Genomic DNA, 15,720 nt, shown 5'->3' on the forward strand with positions numbered 1-15,720 from the left:
CGGTGGTGGTTGAGCTGATCAACCCTATTGCTATGGAAGAAGGCGTCCGCTTTGCAATCCGCGAAGGTGGCCGCACTGTCGGCGCCGGCGTGGTTACAAAGATCCTTGCTTAAGGCCTTTCATTAAATCACAGGGGCGCGTATAATCCGCGCCCCTTTTGTTGTGCGCGGAAATCCAGTAGGGCAGTGGCTCAATTGGTAGAGCGGCGGTCTCCAAAACCGCAGGTTGGGGGTTCGAGACCCTCCTGCCCTGCCATTCGAGCAGCTACTAGGCTCCGTGTGCACGGGATTAAAGACTCCATGGATTCCCAGAAAGAACAACAAGCCGGTTCCTCAAAAGACACGGCCCTGCTGATTGCATCTGCCCTGTTGCTAGTGGGTGGTCTGTCGGCATTTTATTATTTTATCGGTCAATACAATGTATTGGTCCGCACGCTGATCCTGCTAGCCAGTATCGGCGCCGCTTTGTTTGCGGCTTACCAGACTCATATGGGTCGGGTGATGTGGTCTTACATTAATGGTGCTTACCGCATCGAGGCGCGCAAGGTCGTTTGGCCTAGCCGTCAGGAAAGCATTCAGGCCACCCTGATGATTGCTGTCGTCGTACTGATTTCAGCTCTGTTGTTGTGGGGCTTGGACAGTGCGCTGCTCTGGGGCGTTAAAACCCTCACCGGAAGAGGCTGATATGGGCATGCGCTGGTACGTCGTACACGCTTATTCGCAGTACGAAAATCATGTGATGCGTGCGCTCAAGGAGCGCATTGTCCGTGCTGGTCTTGAAGACAAGTTTGGCGACATCCTCGTTCCGACGGAAGAAGTCGTCGAAATCAAGGACGGCGTTAAGCGCATGACTGAGCGCAAATTCTTCCCCGGCTACGTGCTGGTGCAGATGGACATGATGGAAGACACCTGGCACTTGGTGAAATCCACTCCAAAAGTTCTCGGCTTTATCGGCGGCACGCCGGATAAGCCAGCGCCGATTTCCGATAAGGAAGCGGCCAACATTCTTAATCGCGTCGAAGAGTCGGTGGAAAAGCCGAAGCCGAAGACGCTGTACGAACCAGGCGAAAGCGTTCGCGTTATCGATGGTCCGTTCGCCGATTTCAACGGCGCCGTGGAAGAAGTCAACTACGAGAAAAACCGCCTGCGTGTGGCCGTTCTCATTTTTGGTCGCTCTACGCCAGTTGAACTCGAGTTCTCGCAGGTCGAGAAAGCTTAAAGGCAGTGATGAGCGCTCCGGCGCTCGTCACTATTTGTAGTAACGGGGAGCCGCAAGGCGTTCGCACCCACTAGGAGTAGTTTATGGCTAAGAAAGTAACAGCCTATGTAAAGCTGCAGATTCCTGCAGGCAAGGCTAACCCGGCGCCACCGGTCGGTCCCGCACTGGGCCAGAACGGCGTCAACATCATGGAATTCTGCAAAGCGTTTAACGCTGCAACGCAGAAACTGGAACCAGGCTTGCCTACTCCAGTTGTGATCACGGTCTATTCCGATCGTTCCTTCACGTTCATCACCAAGACTGCCCCAGCCACCGTGCTGATCAAGAAGGCAATCGGTCTTGAGTCCGGCAGCGCAACGCCGAACACCAAGAAGGTCGGCAAGATTTCGCGCAAGCAGCTCGAAGAAATCGCCAAGACCAAGTGGCCAGATCTGAATGCTGGCGGTATGGATGCAGCAGTCCGCATCATCGCTGGTTCCGCCCGCAGCATGGGCGTGGACGTAGAGGGCTAAGACATGACGATCAGCAAGCGCCAGAAGGCAATCAACACCAAGGTTCAGCAGGGTAAGACCTACACGCTGGATCAGGCCGTAACCATTCTCAAGGAATGCGCTACCGCCAAGTTCAAAGAATCATTTGACCTCTCGGTCAACCTCGGCATCGACGCTAAGAAGTCGGACCAGAACGTTCGTGGCTCAACCGTGCTCCCGCACGGTAATGGCAAGACCGTTCGCGTGGCCGTGTTCGCACAGGGCGCTAAGGCTGAAGAAGCCAAAGCAGCCGGTGCAGACGAAGTCGGCATGGAAGATTTGGCCGCCAAGATGAAAGCTGGCGACCTCAACTTCGGCGTTGTTATCGCGTCTCCGGACACGATGCGCGTTGTTGGTACGCTCGGCCAGGTTCTCGGTCCTCGCGGCCTGATGCCTAACCCGAAGACCGGCACCGTCACCGCCGACGTCGTCAACGCTGTTAAGAACGCTAAGTCGGGTCAGGCGCGTTATCGCACTGACAAGGCCGGCATCGTGCATTGCGCGATTGCTTCTGCCAGCTTCGAAAACGACAAGATCAAAGACAACCTCGCAGCGGTTATGCGCGACATCCGTCGCCAGAAGCCAGCTTCGTCCAAAGGCGTCTTCATCAAGAAGGTGACTTTGTCGACGACGATGGGTCCTGGTCTGCGCGTCGACCTGTCGACCCTGCCGGAATAAGTTTGTTTTAAAGAAATTTGGTAACGCGGTGTAACAGCCGCGTCGTCCAAGACCGTAAGTGGCCCGCAAGGGCACTAAAGGCGCAAGCCGCTTACGTAGACGGTGTCACCGAAAGCTGAATCTGCTGACGGAACCCGTATTAAGGCGGGCAGGCTCGAAAGAGTCAGTCCATTACGTCAACAGAAGCACCAGGAGAGTCTTACATGGCACTTAGGCTTGAAGACAAAAAAGTCCTGGTTGCGGAAGTGAATGAAGTCGCCAAGCGCGCGCTCTCGGCAGTTGCTGCCGAGTATCGCGGTCTGTCGGCTGGCAAGTTCGACATCCTTCGCAAGAAGGCTCGCGAGCAGGGTATTTACCTGCACGTGATCAAGAACACGCTGGCTAGCAAGGCCGTCGAAGGTACTGAGTTTGAGTGCCTGCAATCCGCTTTGGTCGGTCCTCTGGTTCTCGGATTTTCGTTAGAAGATCCGGGTGCAGTAGGCCGCCTGATGAAGGACTTCGCCAAGGAAAACGACAAGCTCGTGGTTAAGGCTATCGCTGTCGGCGGCACCCTGTACGGTGCCAAGGATATCGACCGTCTGGCCTCTCTGCCTACGAAGGATCAAGCAATCTCGATCCTCATGGGCACGATGAAGGCTCCTGTCGAGAAGTTTGTTCGTACCTTGATCGAGCCTACTGCAATGATCGTGCGCACCGTGAAAGCGGTTGCCGACAAGCAAGGCTCGTAATTCATTTCCCAATCAAGCTTTCAGCTTTTTTAACTATTTGGAGTTTTTATCATGTCAATTAGCAATCAGGAAATTCTTGACGCTATCGCTTCGAAGTCCGTCATGGACATCGTTGAGCTCGTCAAATTGATGGAAGACAAGTTCGGCGTAACCGCCGCTGCACCGGTTGCCGCTGCTGGCCCGGCCGCTGCTGCTGGCCCAGTTGCTGAAGCTCAGACGGAATTCACCGTTGTGCTGACCGCCGTTGACCCTGCAAAGAAGGTTAACGTCATTAAGGTTGTTCGCGAACTGACCGGCCTCGGCCTGAAGGAAGCAAAAGACCTCGTTGAAGGCGCACCACAGACCGTGAAAGAAGGCGTAGCTAAGGCTGACGCTGAAGCAATGAAGAAGAAGATTGAAGAAGGCGGCGGTAAGGCTGATCTGAAGTAAGGCTTTGCAGCTCTTCGTTGTATAGAAGTAAGGGTAAAGGCTGGGGGCAAATGCTCCCGGCCTTTAGCCGTTCCAGATTGGTTTGAGCGTTTAGGACTGGGCAGCAACGCTGCCGCCCAACCCTCAGCACTCAGTGCCGAGCACCCAGAGCAGCGACCGGGCTCGAAAGTTTTTGATTTTGATGGATTGACGAGGATTCACTCATGGCCTACTCGTTTACCGAGAAGAAGCGTATCCGCAAGGATTTCAGCAAGCTCACCGAGACAATGGAAATTCCTTTCCTGTTGTCGACGCAGCTTGATTCCTACCGCGATTTCCTCCAACAGGAAATTCAACCTGCTAAGCGCCGTGATAACGGCTTGCAGGCCTCGTTCAAGTCCGTATTCCCAATGGTGTCGTACAACGGCGCCGCTGCTTTGGAATTCGTGAAGTATCGCCTCGACGAACCCGTGTTCGAAGAGAAGGAATGCCGCGTCCGTGGCATGACCTATGCCGCTCCGCTGAAAGTCACCGTGCGTTTGGTGATCTTTGATCGCGAGTCGAAAGAAAAGAAAGTTAAAGACGTGCGTGAACAGGAAGTCTATTTGGGCGAAATCCCATTGATGACCGGCCACGGCACTTTCATCATCAACGGCACCGAGCGTGTTGTTGTATCGCAGCTGCACCGTTCACCTGGCGTGTTCTTCGATCACGACAAGGGCAAGACGCACAGCTCCGGTAAGTTGCTGTATAGCGCGCGCATCATTCCGTATCGCGGTTCATGGCTCGACTTTGAATTCGATCCTAAGGACAACGTGTTCGTGCGTATCGATCGTCGCCGCAAATTGCCGGCCACGATCCTGCTGCGCGCTCTGGGTTATGACAACCAGCAGATGCTGGAAATGTTCCACGAGAAGAACGTCTTCAAGTTGGAAGATGACGGCGCCAGCCTCGAACTCGTTGCTGAACGCCTCAAGGGCGAAAAGGCGCAGTTCGATATCAAGGACGGCAAGAAAGTTCTCGTTGAGCAGGGCAAGCTGATCACCGCTCGCCACATCAAGCTCATCAACGAAGCTGGCATTAAGCGTCTTGAAGTTCCTGACACTTACTTGCTCGGCAAGATCATTGCACGTGACCTCGTCAGCAAAGACGGCGAAGTGCTGGCTCCTGCGAACAGCGAAATCAACGAAGCATTGCTGCCTAAGCTGCGCGAAGCCAAGATCAAAGAACTGCCTACGCTCTACGTCAACGACGTGGATAAGGGCCCTTATGTTTCCACCACGCTGAACATCGACTCGACGCGCACGCGTCTCGAAGCGTTGGTCGAAATCTATCGCATGATGCGCCCTGGCGAACCACCAACGAAGGATGCTGCAGAAGCATTGTTCGAAGGCATGTTCTTCGCGCCTGAGAAGTACGACCTCTCCGGCGTTGGCCGTATGAAGTTCAACCGTCGTCTGCGCCGCGATGCCATCACTGGCCCCGGCATTCTGAGCAACGACGACATCGTCGCTGTGATGAAGCAGATCATCGCCATCCGTAACGGCGAAGACCAGACCGACGATATCGACCACCTCGGCAACCGCCGTATTCGCGCAGTTGGCGAAATGGCAGAAAACGTATTCCGCACCGGCCTCGTCCGCGTGGAACGCGCCGTGCGTGAGCGTCTTGCACTCGCAGAAGCTGACAACCTGTTCCCGCAGGATCTGATCAACGCTAAGCCAGTTGGCGCCGCGATCAAAGAATTCTTCGGCTCGTCGCAGCTGTCGCAGTTTATGGACCAAAACAACCCGCTGTCGGAAATCACCCACAAGCGCCGCGTTTCGGCACTTGGCCCGGGCGGTCTGACGCGCGAACGCGCTGGCTTCGAAGTCCGCGACGTTCACCCGACTCACTACGGTCGCGTCTGCCCAATTGAAACGCCTGAAGGTCCGAACATCGGTCTGATCAACTCGCTGGCTTGCTATGCACGCACCAATGAGTACGGCTTCCTCGAAACCGCTTACCGCCGCGTAATCGACGGTAAGGTTTCCGACCAGATTGATTATCTGTCGGCGATTGAAGAAGGCCGTTACGTGATCGCACAGGCGAACTCGGAATTGGACGCCAAGGGCAAGTTCAAATCTGACCTCGTCTCATGCCGTTTCCAGAACGAATTCACGATGATCGGTCCGGACCGCGTTCAGTACATGGACGTGTCACCTCGCCAGATCGTGTCGGTCGCTGCTGCACTGATTCCGTTCCTCGAACACGATGACGCTAACCGCGCTCTGATGGGTTCGAACATGCAACGTCAGGCTGTTCCGACGCTGCGCGCCGACAAGCCGCTGGTCGGCACCGGCATGGAACGTCGCGTGGCAATGGACTCCGGCAACGCTATCGTCGCTAAGCGCGGCGGCGTCGTCGACAAGGTTGACGCATCACGTATCGTTATTCGCGTTCACGACGATGAAACCATCGCCGGCGAAGCGGGCGTTGATATCTACAACCTGACCAAATACACCCGTTCTAACCAGAACACCTGTATCAACCAGAAGCCAATCGTACGTCCGGGCGATGTTGTTGCTCGTAACGACGTGATCGGCGACGGTCCTTCGACCGACCTCGGCGAACTCGCACTCGGCCAGAACATGCTGATCGCGTTTATGCCTTGGAACGGCTACAACTTCGAAGACTCCATCTTGATCTCGGAGCGCGTGGTTGAAGAAGATCGTTTCACCACGATCCACATCGAAGAACTGACCTGCGTTGCTCGCGAAACCAAACTCGGCTCGGAAGAAATTTCGGCTGACATTCCGAACGTTAACGAAACCGCCCTGCGTAAGCTGGACGAAGCGGGCATCGTTTACATCGGCGCAGAAGTGAAAGCTGGCGACATCCTCAGCGGCAAGGTCACGCCGAAGGGCGAGACGCAGCTGACGCCAGAAGAAAAACTCCTCCGCGCAATCTTCGGTGAGAAGGCAAGCGACGTTAAAGACACCTCGCTGCGCGTGCCTGCTGGCATGGACGGCACGGTCATCGACGTTCGCGTGTTCACTCGTGAAGGCGTGAAGAAAGACAAGCGCGCACTGTCGATCGAAGAGTCCGAACTGTCCGCAGTTCGTAAAGACTTGAACGATCAGATGCGTATCTTCGAAGACGATATTTATGATCGTCTGCGCAAGATCCTGCTCGGCAAAGTTGCTGACGGCGGCCCTAACAAGATCAAGAAGGGCAGCAAGATTGACGCTGAATTCCTCGATGGTCTGGAACGCGACAAGTGGTTCGAAATCCGCCTGTCGGATGACGACGCACAGAACGTACTCGAAGCTTCGGCCAAACAGCTGAAGGATCAGAAGAGCTACTTCGACGCTCGTTACGAGAACAAGAAGCGCAAGATCACTGCTGGCGACGAACTGTCACCAGGCGTGTTGAAGATGGTCAAGGTTTACTTGGCTGTTAAGCGCCGCATCCAGCCTGGCGACAAGATGGCCGGTCGTCACGGTAACAAGGGTGTTATCTCGCAGATCGTTCCTGTTGAAGACATGCCGCACATGGATGACGGCACGCCTGTCGACATCGTGCTCAACCCACTGGGCGTACCTTCGCGTATGAACATTGGTCAGCTGCTTGAAGTGCACTTGGGCTGGGCTGCCAAGGGTATCGGCAAGAAAATTGACGACATGCTCAAGCAGCAGAAGGCCGTGAGCGAACTGCGTAAGTTCCTCACCAAGGTCTACACCAGCAAGGGTTCGCAGAAAGTTGATATCGCTGAGTTGACCGACGAAGAAGTTCTGACGCTCTCGCGCAATCTCACTGGCGGTTTGCCAGTGGCATCGCCAGTGTTTGACGGCGCTGCTGAAGAAGAGCTGAAAGATTTGCTCGAACTCGCAGGCTTGCCACGCAGTGGTCAGGCGCAGCTCACCGACGGCCGTTCTGGCGAGAAGTTCTCGCGTCCGACCACGGTTGGTTACATGTACATGCTCAAGCTGAACCACCTCGTCGACGACAAGATGCACGCACGTTCGACTGGTCCGTACAGCCTCGTTACTCAGCAGCCGCTGGGTGGTAAGGCGCAGTTCGGCGGTCAGCGCTTCGGTGAAATGGAAGTTTGGGCACTGGAAGCTTACGGCGCTGCTTACACCTTGCAGGAAATGCTCACGGTCAAGTCGGATGACACCACCGGTCGTACGCGTATGTACAAGTCGATCGTCGATGGCGATCACCGTATGCACGCGGGTATGCCGGAATCGTTCAACGTTCTGGTCAAGGAAATCCGCTCGATTGGTTTGAATATCGAGCTGGAACAGAACTCGTAAGGCATCCGGAACAGAATTTAGGAGTTACCCATGAAAGAGCTATTTAATCTGCTCCGCAATCCCGAAGAGATCGAGGATTTCGACGCCATCAAGATCGGCCTGTCTTCACCGGAGACCATTCGTTCGTGGTCGTACGGCGAAGTCAAAAAGCCGGAAACGATCAACTATCGTACGTTCAAGCCTGAGCGCGATGGTTTGTTCTGCGCCAAGATCTTTGGACCAATCAAAGACTATGAATGCCTTTGCGGCAAGTACAAGCGCCTCAAGCATCGCGGCGTAGTTTGCGAAAAGTGCGGCGTTGAAGTCACCGTGGCTAAAGTGCGTCGTGAACGCATGGGCCATATCGACCTCGCTTCACCTGTCGCCCACATTTGGTTCCTGAAGTCGCTGCCGAGCCGCATTGGTTTGCTGCTCGACATGCCACTGCGCGCAATTGAACGCGTGCTGTACTTCGAAGCACACATCGTCGTCGATCCAGGCATGACGCCGATGGAACGCGGCCAGCTGCTGACCGAAGAAGATTATCTGAATGCCGTTGAAGCACACGGTGACGACTTTGACGCTCGCATGGGCGCCGAAGCTGTGCACGATTTGCTCAAGGGTATCGACCTGCCACGCGAAGCGATTCGCCTGCGCGAAGAACTCGCTGGCACGACGTCAGAAACCAAGATCAAGAAACTCGGCAAGCGCCTCAAGCTGATCGAATACTTCATCAGCTCGAACAACAAGCCTGAGTGGATGGTTCTCACCGTTCTGCCAGTGCTGCCACCGGATCTGCGTCCGTTGGTACCGTTGGATGGTGGCCGCTTCGCGACTTCAGATCTGAACGATCTGTATCGCCGCGTCATCAACCGTAACAACCGTTTGAAGCGTCTGCTTGAGCTGACCGCTCCTGACATCATCGTGCGCAACGAAAAGCGCATGCTGCAGGAATCGGTTGACGCCCTGATCGACAACGGCCGTCGTGGCCGTGCCATCACCGGCACCAACAAGCGTCCTCTGAAGTCCTTGGCTGACATGATCAAGGGTAAGCAGGGTCGTTTCCGTCAGAACTTGCTCGGCAAGCGCGTCGACTACTCCGGCCGTTCGGTCATCGTGGTCGGTCCTACGCTCAAACTGCACCAGTGCGGTCTTCCTAAGAAGATGGCACTCGAACTGTTCAAGCCGTTCGTGTTCTCACGTCTGCAGCGCCTCGGCATCGCCACCACCATCAAAGCTGCAAAGAAGATGGTTGAGCGCGAAGAAGCCGCAGTGTGGGACGCATTGGAAGAGTGCATCAAGGAACATCCGGTTCTGTTGAACCGTGCTCCAACTCTTCACCGTCTCGGCATTCAGGCTTTTGAACCTATCCTGATCGAAGGCAAGGCTATCAACCTTCACCCACTCGTATGTACGGCATTTAACGCCGACTTCGACGGTGACCAGATGGCTGTGCACGTACCGTTGTCGCTCGAAGCGCAGTTGGAAGCGCGCGTGTTGATGATGGCTTCGAACAACATTCTGTCGCCTGCATCCGGCGACCCGATCATCGTTCCTTCACAGGACGTTGTTTTGGGTTTGTATTGGATGAGCCGTGACCGCGTCAACGCTCCAGGCGAAGGCATGGTCTGCACCGACGTTTCAGAAGTGCACCGCGCTTATGAATCTGGCCAGCTGCATTTGCAGGCCAAGATCAAAGTTCGTCTGCGTGACTATGACGACGCTGGCAATGAACTGTTCCATCTGGTGGAAACCACCACCGGCCGTGCGCTGTTGTCAGAAATTCTGCCAGCCACGATTCCGTTCAAGACGATCAACAAAACGCTGACCAAGAAAGAAGTCAGCCGCGTGATCAACTACGTCTACCGTAAGGCAGGCACCAAGGAAACCGTGGTCTTCGCTGACCAGCTGATGTACACCGGCTTCCGTATGTCGACCCGTTCGGGCATCTCGTTCTGCCTCGATGACATCATCGTGCCAGATGAGAAGAAGACGATTCTTGCCGCTGCTGAAGGCAAAGTTAAAGAAATCGACGAAGAGTACAGCTCCGGTTTGACCACGCAGGGCGAACGCTACAACCGCGTCGTCGACATCTGGTCACGCGCTAACGACGACGTGTCGAAGGCGATGATGGCGCGTATCGGTACAGAAGCCGTTACGACCAAAGAAGGCTTGGAAACCAAGCAGGCTTCGTTTAACTCCGTGTTCATGATGGCGGACTCCGGTGCTCGTGGTTCACAAGCCCAGATTCGTCAGCTTGCCGGTATGCGTGGCCTTATGGCCAAGCCAGACGGCTCGATCATTGAAACGCCTATTACGGCGAACTTCCGTGAAGGTCTGAACGTTCTGCAGTACTTCATCTCGACGCACGGTGCTCGTAAGGGTCTGGCCGATACCGCGTTGAAGACGGCGAACTCCGGTTACCTGACGCGTCGTCTCGTAGACGTTGCGCAGGACGTGGTTGTAACCGCTCCAGATTGCGGCACCGAACATGGTTTGCAGATGATGCCAATCGTGGAAGGTGGCGACGTTCTCGAACCGTTGCGCGATCGCGTTCTCGGACGCACCGTGCTGCGCGATGTTTACAAGCCAGGCACAGAAGAAATCATCGTCGAATCCGGCGTTCTGCTTGACGAACATCTGGTTGACGAACTCGAACGCAACAGCGTGGACGAAGTTTGGGTCCGCTCGGCAATTACTTGCGAACTGCCCTTCGGCATTTGCGGTAAGTGCTACGGCCGTGACCTTGCTCGCGGTCACCTGATCAACATCGGTGAAGCTGTCGGCGTTATCGCTGCTCAGTCGATCGGTGAACCAGGTACGCAGCTGACCATGCGTACGTTCCACGTCGGTGGTGCCGCTTCACGTGCTGCTTCGGCAGACGGCGTTGATGCGCGCGCAGCCGGTACGGCTCGTGTACATAACCTCAAGAGCGTTAACAACAAAGATGGTTTGTTGGTAGCGGTCTCGCGCTCCGGTGAAATCGGTGTTATCGACGCCAGCGGCCGCGAACGTGAGCGTTACAAGATTCCTTACGGCGCAACCATCCTTGTTAAGGACGGCGAAGCGTTGAAGTCTGGCCAGCGTCTGGCTAAGTGGGATCCGCACACCCACCCAATCGTTACCGAATTGGGCGGCTACGTGAAGTTCCAGGACTTCGAAGAAGGCCTCACCGTTACTCGCGAAACCGATCCGCTCACCGGCATGAACATGCTGGTTGTTACGGAACCGAAGACTCGTGGTTCGGCTGGTAAAGACCTGCGTCCGATGTTGATGCTGGTTGATGCCAAGGGCAAGCAGTTGACCTTCCCGGGCACCGACATTCCGGCCAGCTACACGCTGCCACCTAAGGCGATTATCGGTGTTGAAGACGGCGACGCAGTAAGCGTCGGCGGCATCATTGCTCGTATCCCTCAGGAATCGTCGAAGACTCGCGATATCACCGGCGGTCTGCCTCGCGTTGCCGACTTGTTCGAAGCGCGTAAGCCGAAAGAACCAGCAGTTCTTGCTGAAGCCTCAGGCACGATTAAGTTCGGCACGGCGACCAAGGGCAAACAGCGCATCAAGATCGTTCTTGCTGACGCTAGCGAAGTCGAAATTCTGGTTCCGAAGTGGGTCGACATCCGCGTGTTCGAAGGTGAACACGTTGAGAAGGGCGAAATCATGTCGGACGGCGAACCGAGCCCGCATGACATTCTGCGTCTGCAGGGTGTAACGGCTCTGGCTAACCACATGGTCAAAGAAATTCAGGACGTGTACCGCCTGCAAGGCGTGCGCATCAACGACAAGCACATCGAAGTGATCATTCGCCAGATGCTGCGCAAAGTTGAGATCACCGAAACCGGTGACACGCGCTTCCTGCAAGGCGAACAGGTCGAAATCTTCCAGGTTCTCGCAGAGAACAAGAAGATGCTCGGCAAGGAACACCGCACTGCCAACTATGATCGCCAGCTGCTCGGCATCACCAAGGCATCGCTGTCGACCGAATCGTTCTTCTCGGCGGCTTCGTTCCAGGAAACCACGCGCGTACTCACCGAAGCTTCGGTGCGCGGCTCACGTGATGACCTGCGCGGCCTCAAGGAAAACGTCATCGTTGGTCGTCTGATCCCGGCAGGTACGGGCTTGGCGTACCACGAACAGCGTCGCAAGAACCGCGGTGGCAGCCTGTTGGCTGACCTGCAGGCTTCGGCACTGAACAGTGGCGGCAGCTTTGACGCAACCGGCAACGAGCGCGTTGTTCGCTCGGCAGTCGTGTCTTCGGATGACGCAGATGAAGGCGGAACCGAAGAAGTTAGCGACGGCGGCATCGAAGAATAAGTTTTAATTTTTGGTCTGAGTGCCGGGCCCCGCAGCGATGCGGGGCCTTGTTATCAGGGCAAGCGGAGTCAAATCTGTGGTAATTGCTTAACATTTTTTGTAACGCCACACACATTAAAACAGGATTCGTCCGGTTTTAAGGGTGTTGCGTAAGCAGGCGAATTCATTGGCTTCTTTTGCGTAGAAAGAATCCGGGTTTTCCTGTTGACACCCTAGGGGGCCGCATTTATGATGCGCGCCCTTTCCCGACGGGCGCTTAGTAGCGTGCCTGTCTTTTCTTTGTCAATCTGGGACAGTTTCGACGTGCCAACGACCAATCAGTTAGTGCGCAAAGGCCGCACTCGTGAAGTTACCAAGAGCAAAGTACCTGCGCTCGGTGGCTCACCACAAAAGCGCGGTGTTTGCACGCGCGTGTACACCACGACCCCTAAGAAGCCGAACTCGGCTCTTCGTAAGGTCTGCAAAGTACGCCTTACAAACGGGTTTGAAGTGATTTCCTACATTGGTGGTGAAGGCCACAATTTGCAGGAACACTCTGTCGTCATGATTCGTGGCGGCCGTGTAAAAGATCTTCCTGGTGTTCGCTACCACACGATTCGCGGCACGCTGGACGCTTCAGGCGTCGAGAAGCGTCGTCAGGGTCGTTCGAAGTACGGTGCTAAGCGTCCGAAAGACGGCGCACCAGCAGCAGCCGCCAAGAAGAAGTAAGAACGGGCCTTTTGCCCGAGTAAGGGTAGCGATCCTACCCTGAAGACCATTTAGGAATTAAACATGTCACGTCGTCGCAAACCCGAAACACGAGTCATCCTCCCAGATCCAAAGTTCAAATCTTTGGACGTAACCAAGTTCATGAACATGGTTATGGAAGATGGCAAGAAAGCTGTTGCCGAAAAGATCATTTACGGCGCGCTTGAGCAGATCTCCACCAAGCGCAAGACGACCGAACCGGTTGTCGTGCTGAAGGCTGCGTTCGACAACGTCGCGCCTGCCGTCGAAGTGAAATCCCGCCGCGTTGGTGGTGCCACGTATCAGGTTCCAGTTGAAGTGCGCGCAACCCGCCGCACCACGCTGGCCATGCGCTGGCTGATCGACGCTGCCCGTTCGCGCGGCGAAAAGAGCATGGCTGACCGTCTTGCTGGCGAGCTGCTGGATGCTTCCGAGCACCGCGGCGCAGCTGTTAAGAAGCGCGAAGACACGCACAAGATGGCAGAAGCCAACAAGGCTTTCGCCCACTTCCGCTGGTAGTGATCAGCGCTGTAGCCATCTAACGCAATTCGAGGATTTCCTGTGGCCCGTAACACCCCCATCAATCTCTATCGCAACATCGGCATTTCTGCGCACATTGACGCAGGAAAGACGACGACGACCGAGCGCGTGCTGTTCTACACCGGTGTAAACCACAAGATCGGTGAAGTGCACAACGGCGCCGCGACGATGGACTGGATGGAACAGGAACAGGAGCGCGGCATTACGATTACGTCGGCTGCTACCACCTGCTTCTGGAAGGGCATGGGCGGTCAGTTCGAACAGCATCGCATCAACATCATCGACACCCCTGGACACGTTGACTTCACCATTGAAGTTGAACGCTCCATGCGCGTGCTCGACGGCGCTTGCATGTTGTATTGCGCGGTCGGTGGCGTACAGCCTCAGTCTGAAACCGTTTGGCGTCAGGCGACCAAGTACAAAGTTCCGCGTCTCGCGTTCGTCAACAAGATGGACCGTTCGGGCGCTAACTTCTTCAAAGTTGTTGAGCAGATGAAAACTCGTCTGCGCGCTAACCCTGTCCCACTTCAGATTCCTATCGGTGCTGAAGAAAATTTCAAAGGCGTTGTCGACCTCATCAAGATGAAGGCGATCCTTTGGAATGAAGAAGACAAGGGCGTTACCTTTACCTACGGCGATATTCCTGCTGACTTGGTCGACACGGCCAACGAATGGCACGAGAAGATGGTCGAAGCCGCCGCTGAGTCCAGCGACGAGCTGATGAACAAGTATCTCGAAGGCGTTGCGCTGACCGAGGAAGAAATCAAGGGCGGCATCCGTGCGCGCACCCTGAAGCTGGAAATCTTCCCGATGCTCTGCGGCTCGGCTTTCAAGAACAAAGGCGTGCAAGCCATGCTCGATGCTGTCATCGAGTATCTGCCTGCGCCAACCGACGTGCCGCCAATCGAAGCGCACGACACCGACAACTACGAAACCATCATCGAGCGTAAGGCTTCTGACGAAGAACCGTTCTCGGCGCTGGGCTTCAAGATCATGACCGACCCCTTCGTCGGCACGTTGACCTTTATCCGCGTCTATTCGGGCGTGTTGAAGAAAGGCGACGGCGTGTACAACTCGCGCAGTGGCAAGACCGAGCGTATCGGCCGCCTTGTGCAGATGCACGCGAACAACCGCGAAGAAATCGACGAAGTGCGCGCAGGCGACATCGCTGCTTGCATCGGTTTGAAAGACGTTTACACCGGTACCACGCTGGCTTCGGTTAGCTCGCCGGTTGTGCTTGAGCGCATGATTTTCCCTGAGCCAGTGATCAGCCAGGCTGTTGAACCTAAGACCAAGGCTGACCAAGAAAAGATGGGCATTGCGCTCAATCGTCTTGCTCAAGAAGATCCTTCGTTCCGCGTTAAGACGGACGAAGAAACCGGCCAGACCATCATCGCCGGCATGGGCGAACTTCACCTCGAAATTCTCGTCGATCGTATGAAGCGCGAGTTCAAGGTTGAAGCTAACGTTGGTCCTCCGCAGGTTGCTTACCGCGAAACGATCCGCAAGAGCGTCGAGCAGGAAGGCAAATACGCCAAGCAGTCCGGTGGTAAGGGACAGTTCGGCCACGTTTGGCTCCGCATCGAACCGCAGGAAGCGGGCAAGGGTTACGAATTCGTCAACGGTATCGTTGGCGGCGTGATTCCAAAAGAATTTATCCCAGGCGTCGACAAGGGCCTGAAAGATGCAATCAAGACGGGTGTTATGGCTGGCTATCCAGTCGTCGACATCAAGATCACGCTGTTCGACGGTTCGTACCACGACGTCGACTCCAGCGAAGTTGCGTTCCGCGTTGCTTCGTCGATGGCATTCAAAGAAGGCTGCCAGAAAGCGAACCCAGTCATCCTCGAACCCATCATGGGCGTCGAAGTTGAAACGCCAGAAGATTACATGGGCGATGTCATGGGCGACGTCAACCGTCGTCGCGGCATCATCCTCGGCATGGATGACAATGCAGGCGTGAAGGTCCTCAAGGCCGAAGTGCCGTTGTCAGAAATGTTTGGTTACTCGACCTCACTGCGCTCACTGAGCCAGGGCCGTGCGACGTACACCATGGAATTCAAGAAGTACCAGGAAGCGCCGTCTAACGTCGCCGCTGCTCTGGCTAAGAAGTAAGCAAGCGGGCAGTTCGCTGCTAGCAAGTTAAAATTTAGTTTTTAAACCAGTTCTGTTTCAAGATTTGGAAGGACATAGCAATGGCAAAAGAGAAATTTGAGCGCGTCAAGCCTCACGTAAACGTTGGCACGATTGGCCACGTTGACCATGGCAAGACGACGACGACGGCTGCACTGACGAAGA

At 55.4% G+C, this 15,720-nt stretch carries 13 protein-coding genes and 1 tRNA gene; all 14 read left to right on the top strand.

The features are described from left to right. A partial coding sequence (locus CJD38_RS18035) for an EF-Tu C-terminal domain-related protein (RefSeq protein WP_206363053.1) occupies positions 1-113 on the top strand: 113 nt, incomplete at its 5' end. 66 nt (positions 114-179) lie between these two features. Next, positions 180-255, top strand: a tRNA-Trp gene (locus CJD38_RS18040). Between the two features lie 44 nt (positions 256-299). Further along, positions 300-683 (top strand): preprotein translocase subunit SecE, encoded by a 384-nt coding sequence (gene secE / locus CJD38_RS18045; protein ID WP_107941847.1) that lies wholly within the window; start codon positions 300-302, stop codon positions 681-683. 1 nt (position 684) lies between these two features. After that, on the top strand, positions 685-1,218 hold the full coding sequence (gene nusG, locus CJD38_RS18050; RefSeq protein WP_107941849.1) for a transcription termination/antitermination protein NusG: 534 nt from the start codon (positions 685-687) through the stop codon (positions 1,216-1,218). A gap of 83 nt (positions 1,219-1,301) precedes the next feature. Continuing rightward, complete coding sequence (gene rplK / locus CJD38_RS18055; protein ID WP_107941851.1) at positions 1,302-1,730, top strand: 50S ribosomal protein L11; 429 nt, start codon at positions 1,302-1,304, stop codon at positions 1,728-1,730. A gap of 3 nt (positions 1,731-1,733) precedes the next feature. Then, on the top strand, positions 1,734-2,426 hold the full coding sequence (gene rplA, locus CJD38_RS18060) for a 50S ribosomal protein L1 (protein WP_107941853.1): 693 nt from the start codon (positions 1,734-1,736) through the stop codon (positions 2,424-2,426). A 203-nt stretch (positions 2,427-2,629) separates the two neighbouring features. Beyond that, on the top strand, positions 2,630-3,154 hold the full coding sequence (gene rplJ, locus CJD38_RS18065; protein ID WP_107941855.1) for a 50S ribosomal protein L10: 525 nt from the start codon (positions 2,630-2,632) through the stop codon (positions 3,152-3,154). A gap of 51 nt (positions 3,155-3,205) precedes the next feature. Beyond that, positions 3,206-3,583, top strand: coding sequence for a 50S ribosomal protein L7/L12 (gene rplL, locus CJD38_RS18070; RefSeq protein ID WP_107941857.1), 378 nt, complete (start codon positions 3,206-3,208; stop codon positions 3,581-3,583). A gap of 203 nt (positions 3,584-3,786) precedes the next feature. After that, positions 3,787-7,860 carry a DNA-directed RNA polymerase subunit beta gene (gene rpoB, locus CJD38_RS18075; protein ID WP_107941859.1) on the top strand — a complete coding sequence of 1,358 codons (4,074 nt, stop codon included), beginning with the start codon at positions 3,787-3,789 and terminating at the stop codon, positions 7,858-7,860. 30 nt (positions 7,861-7,890) lie between these two features. Next, entirely contained in the window at positions 7,891-12,156 is a 4,266-nt protein-coding gene (gene rpoC / locus CJD38_RS18080) for a DNA-directed RNA polymerase subunit beta' (RefSeq protein ID WP_107941861.1), read from the top strand. A gap of 303 nt (positions 12,157-12,459) precedes the next feature. Then, positions 12,460-12,864 (top strand): 30S ribosomal protein S12, encoded by a 405-nt coding sequence (rpsL, locus tag CJD38_RS18085; RefSeq protein ID WP_107941867.1) that lies wholly within the window; start codon positions 12,460-12,462, stop codon positions 12,862-12,864. Positions 12,865-12,927: 63 nt separating this feature from the next. Next, positions 12,928-13,401 (top strand): 30S ribosomal protein S7, encoded by a 474-nt coding sequence (gene rpsG / locus CJD38_RS18090; RefSeq protein WP_107941863.1) that lies wholly within the window; start codon positions 12,928-12,930, stop codon positions 13,399-13,401. A 42-nt stretch (positions 13,402-13,443) separates the two neighbouring features. Beyond that, positions 13,444-15,537 carry an elongation factor G gene (gene fusA / locus CJD38_RS18095; RefSeq protein ID WP_107941865.1) on the top strand — a complete coding sequence of 698 codons (2,094 nt, stop codon included), beginning with the start codon at positions 13,444-13,446 and terminating at the stop codon, positions 15,535-15,537. Positions 15,538-15,617: 80 nt separating this feature from the next. Next, a partial coding sequence (locus CJD38_RS18100) for a GTP-binding protein (protein ID WP_146165972.1) occupies positions 15,618-15,720 on the top strand: 103 nt, incomplete at its 3' end.

Source organism: Stenotrophobium rhamnosiphilum (assembly GCF_003052265.1).
GTDB classification, from domain to species: domain Bacteria; phylum Pseudomonadota; class Gammaproteobacteria; order Nevskiales; family Nevskiaceae; genus Stenotrophobium; species Stenotrophobium rhamnosiphilum.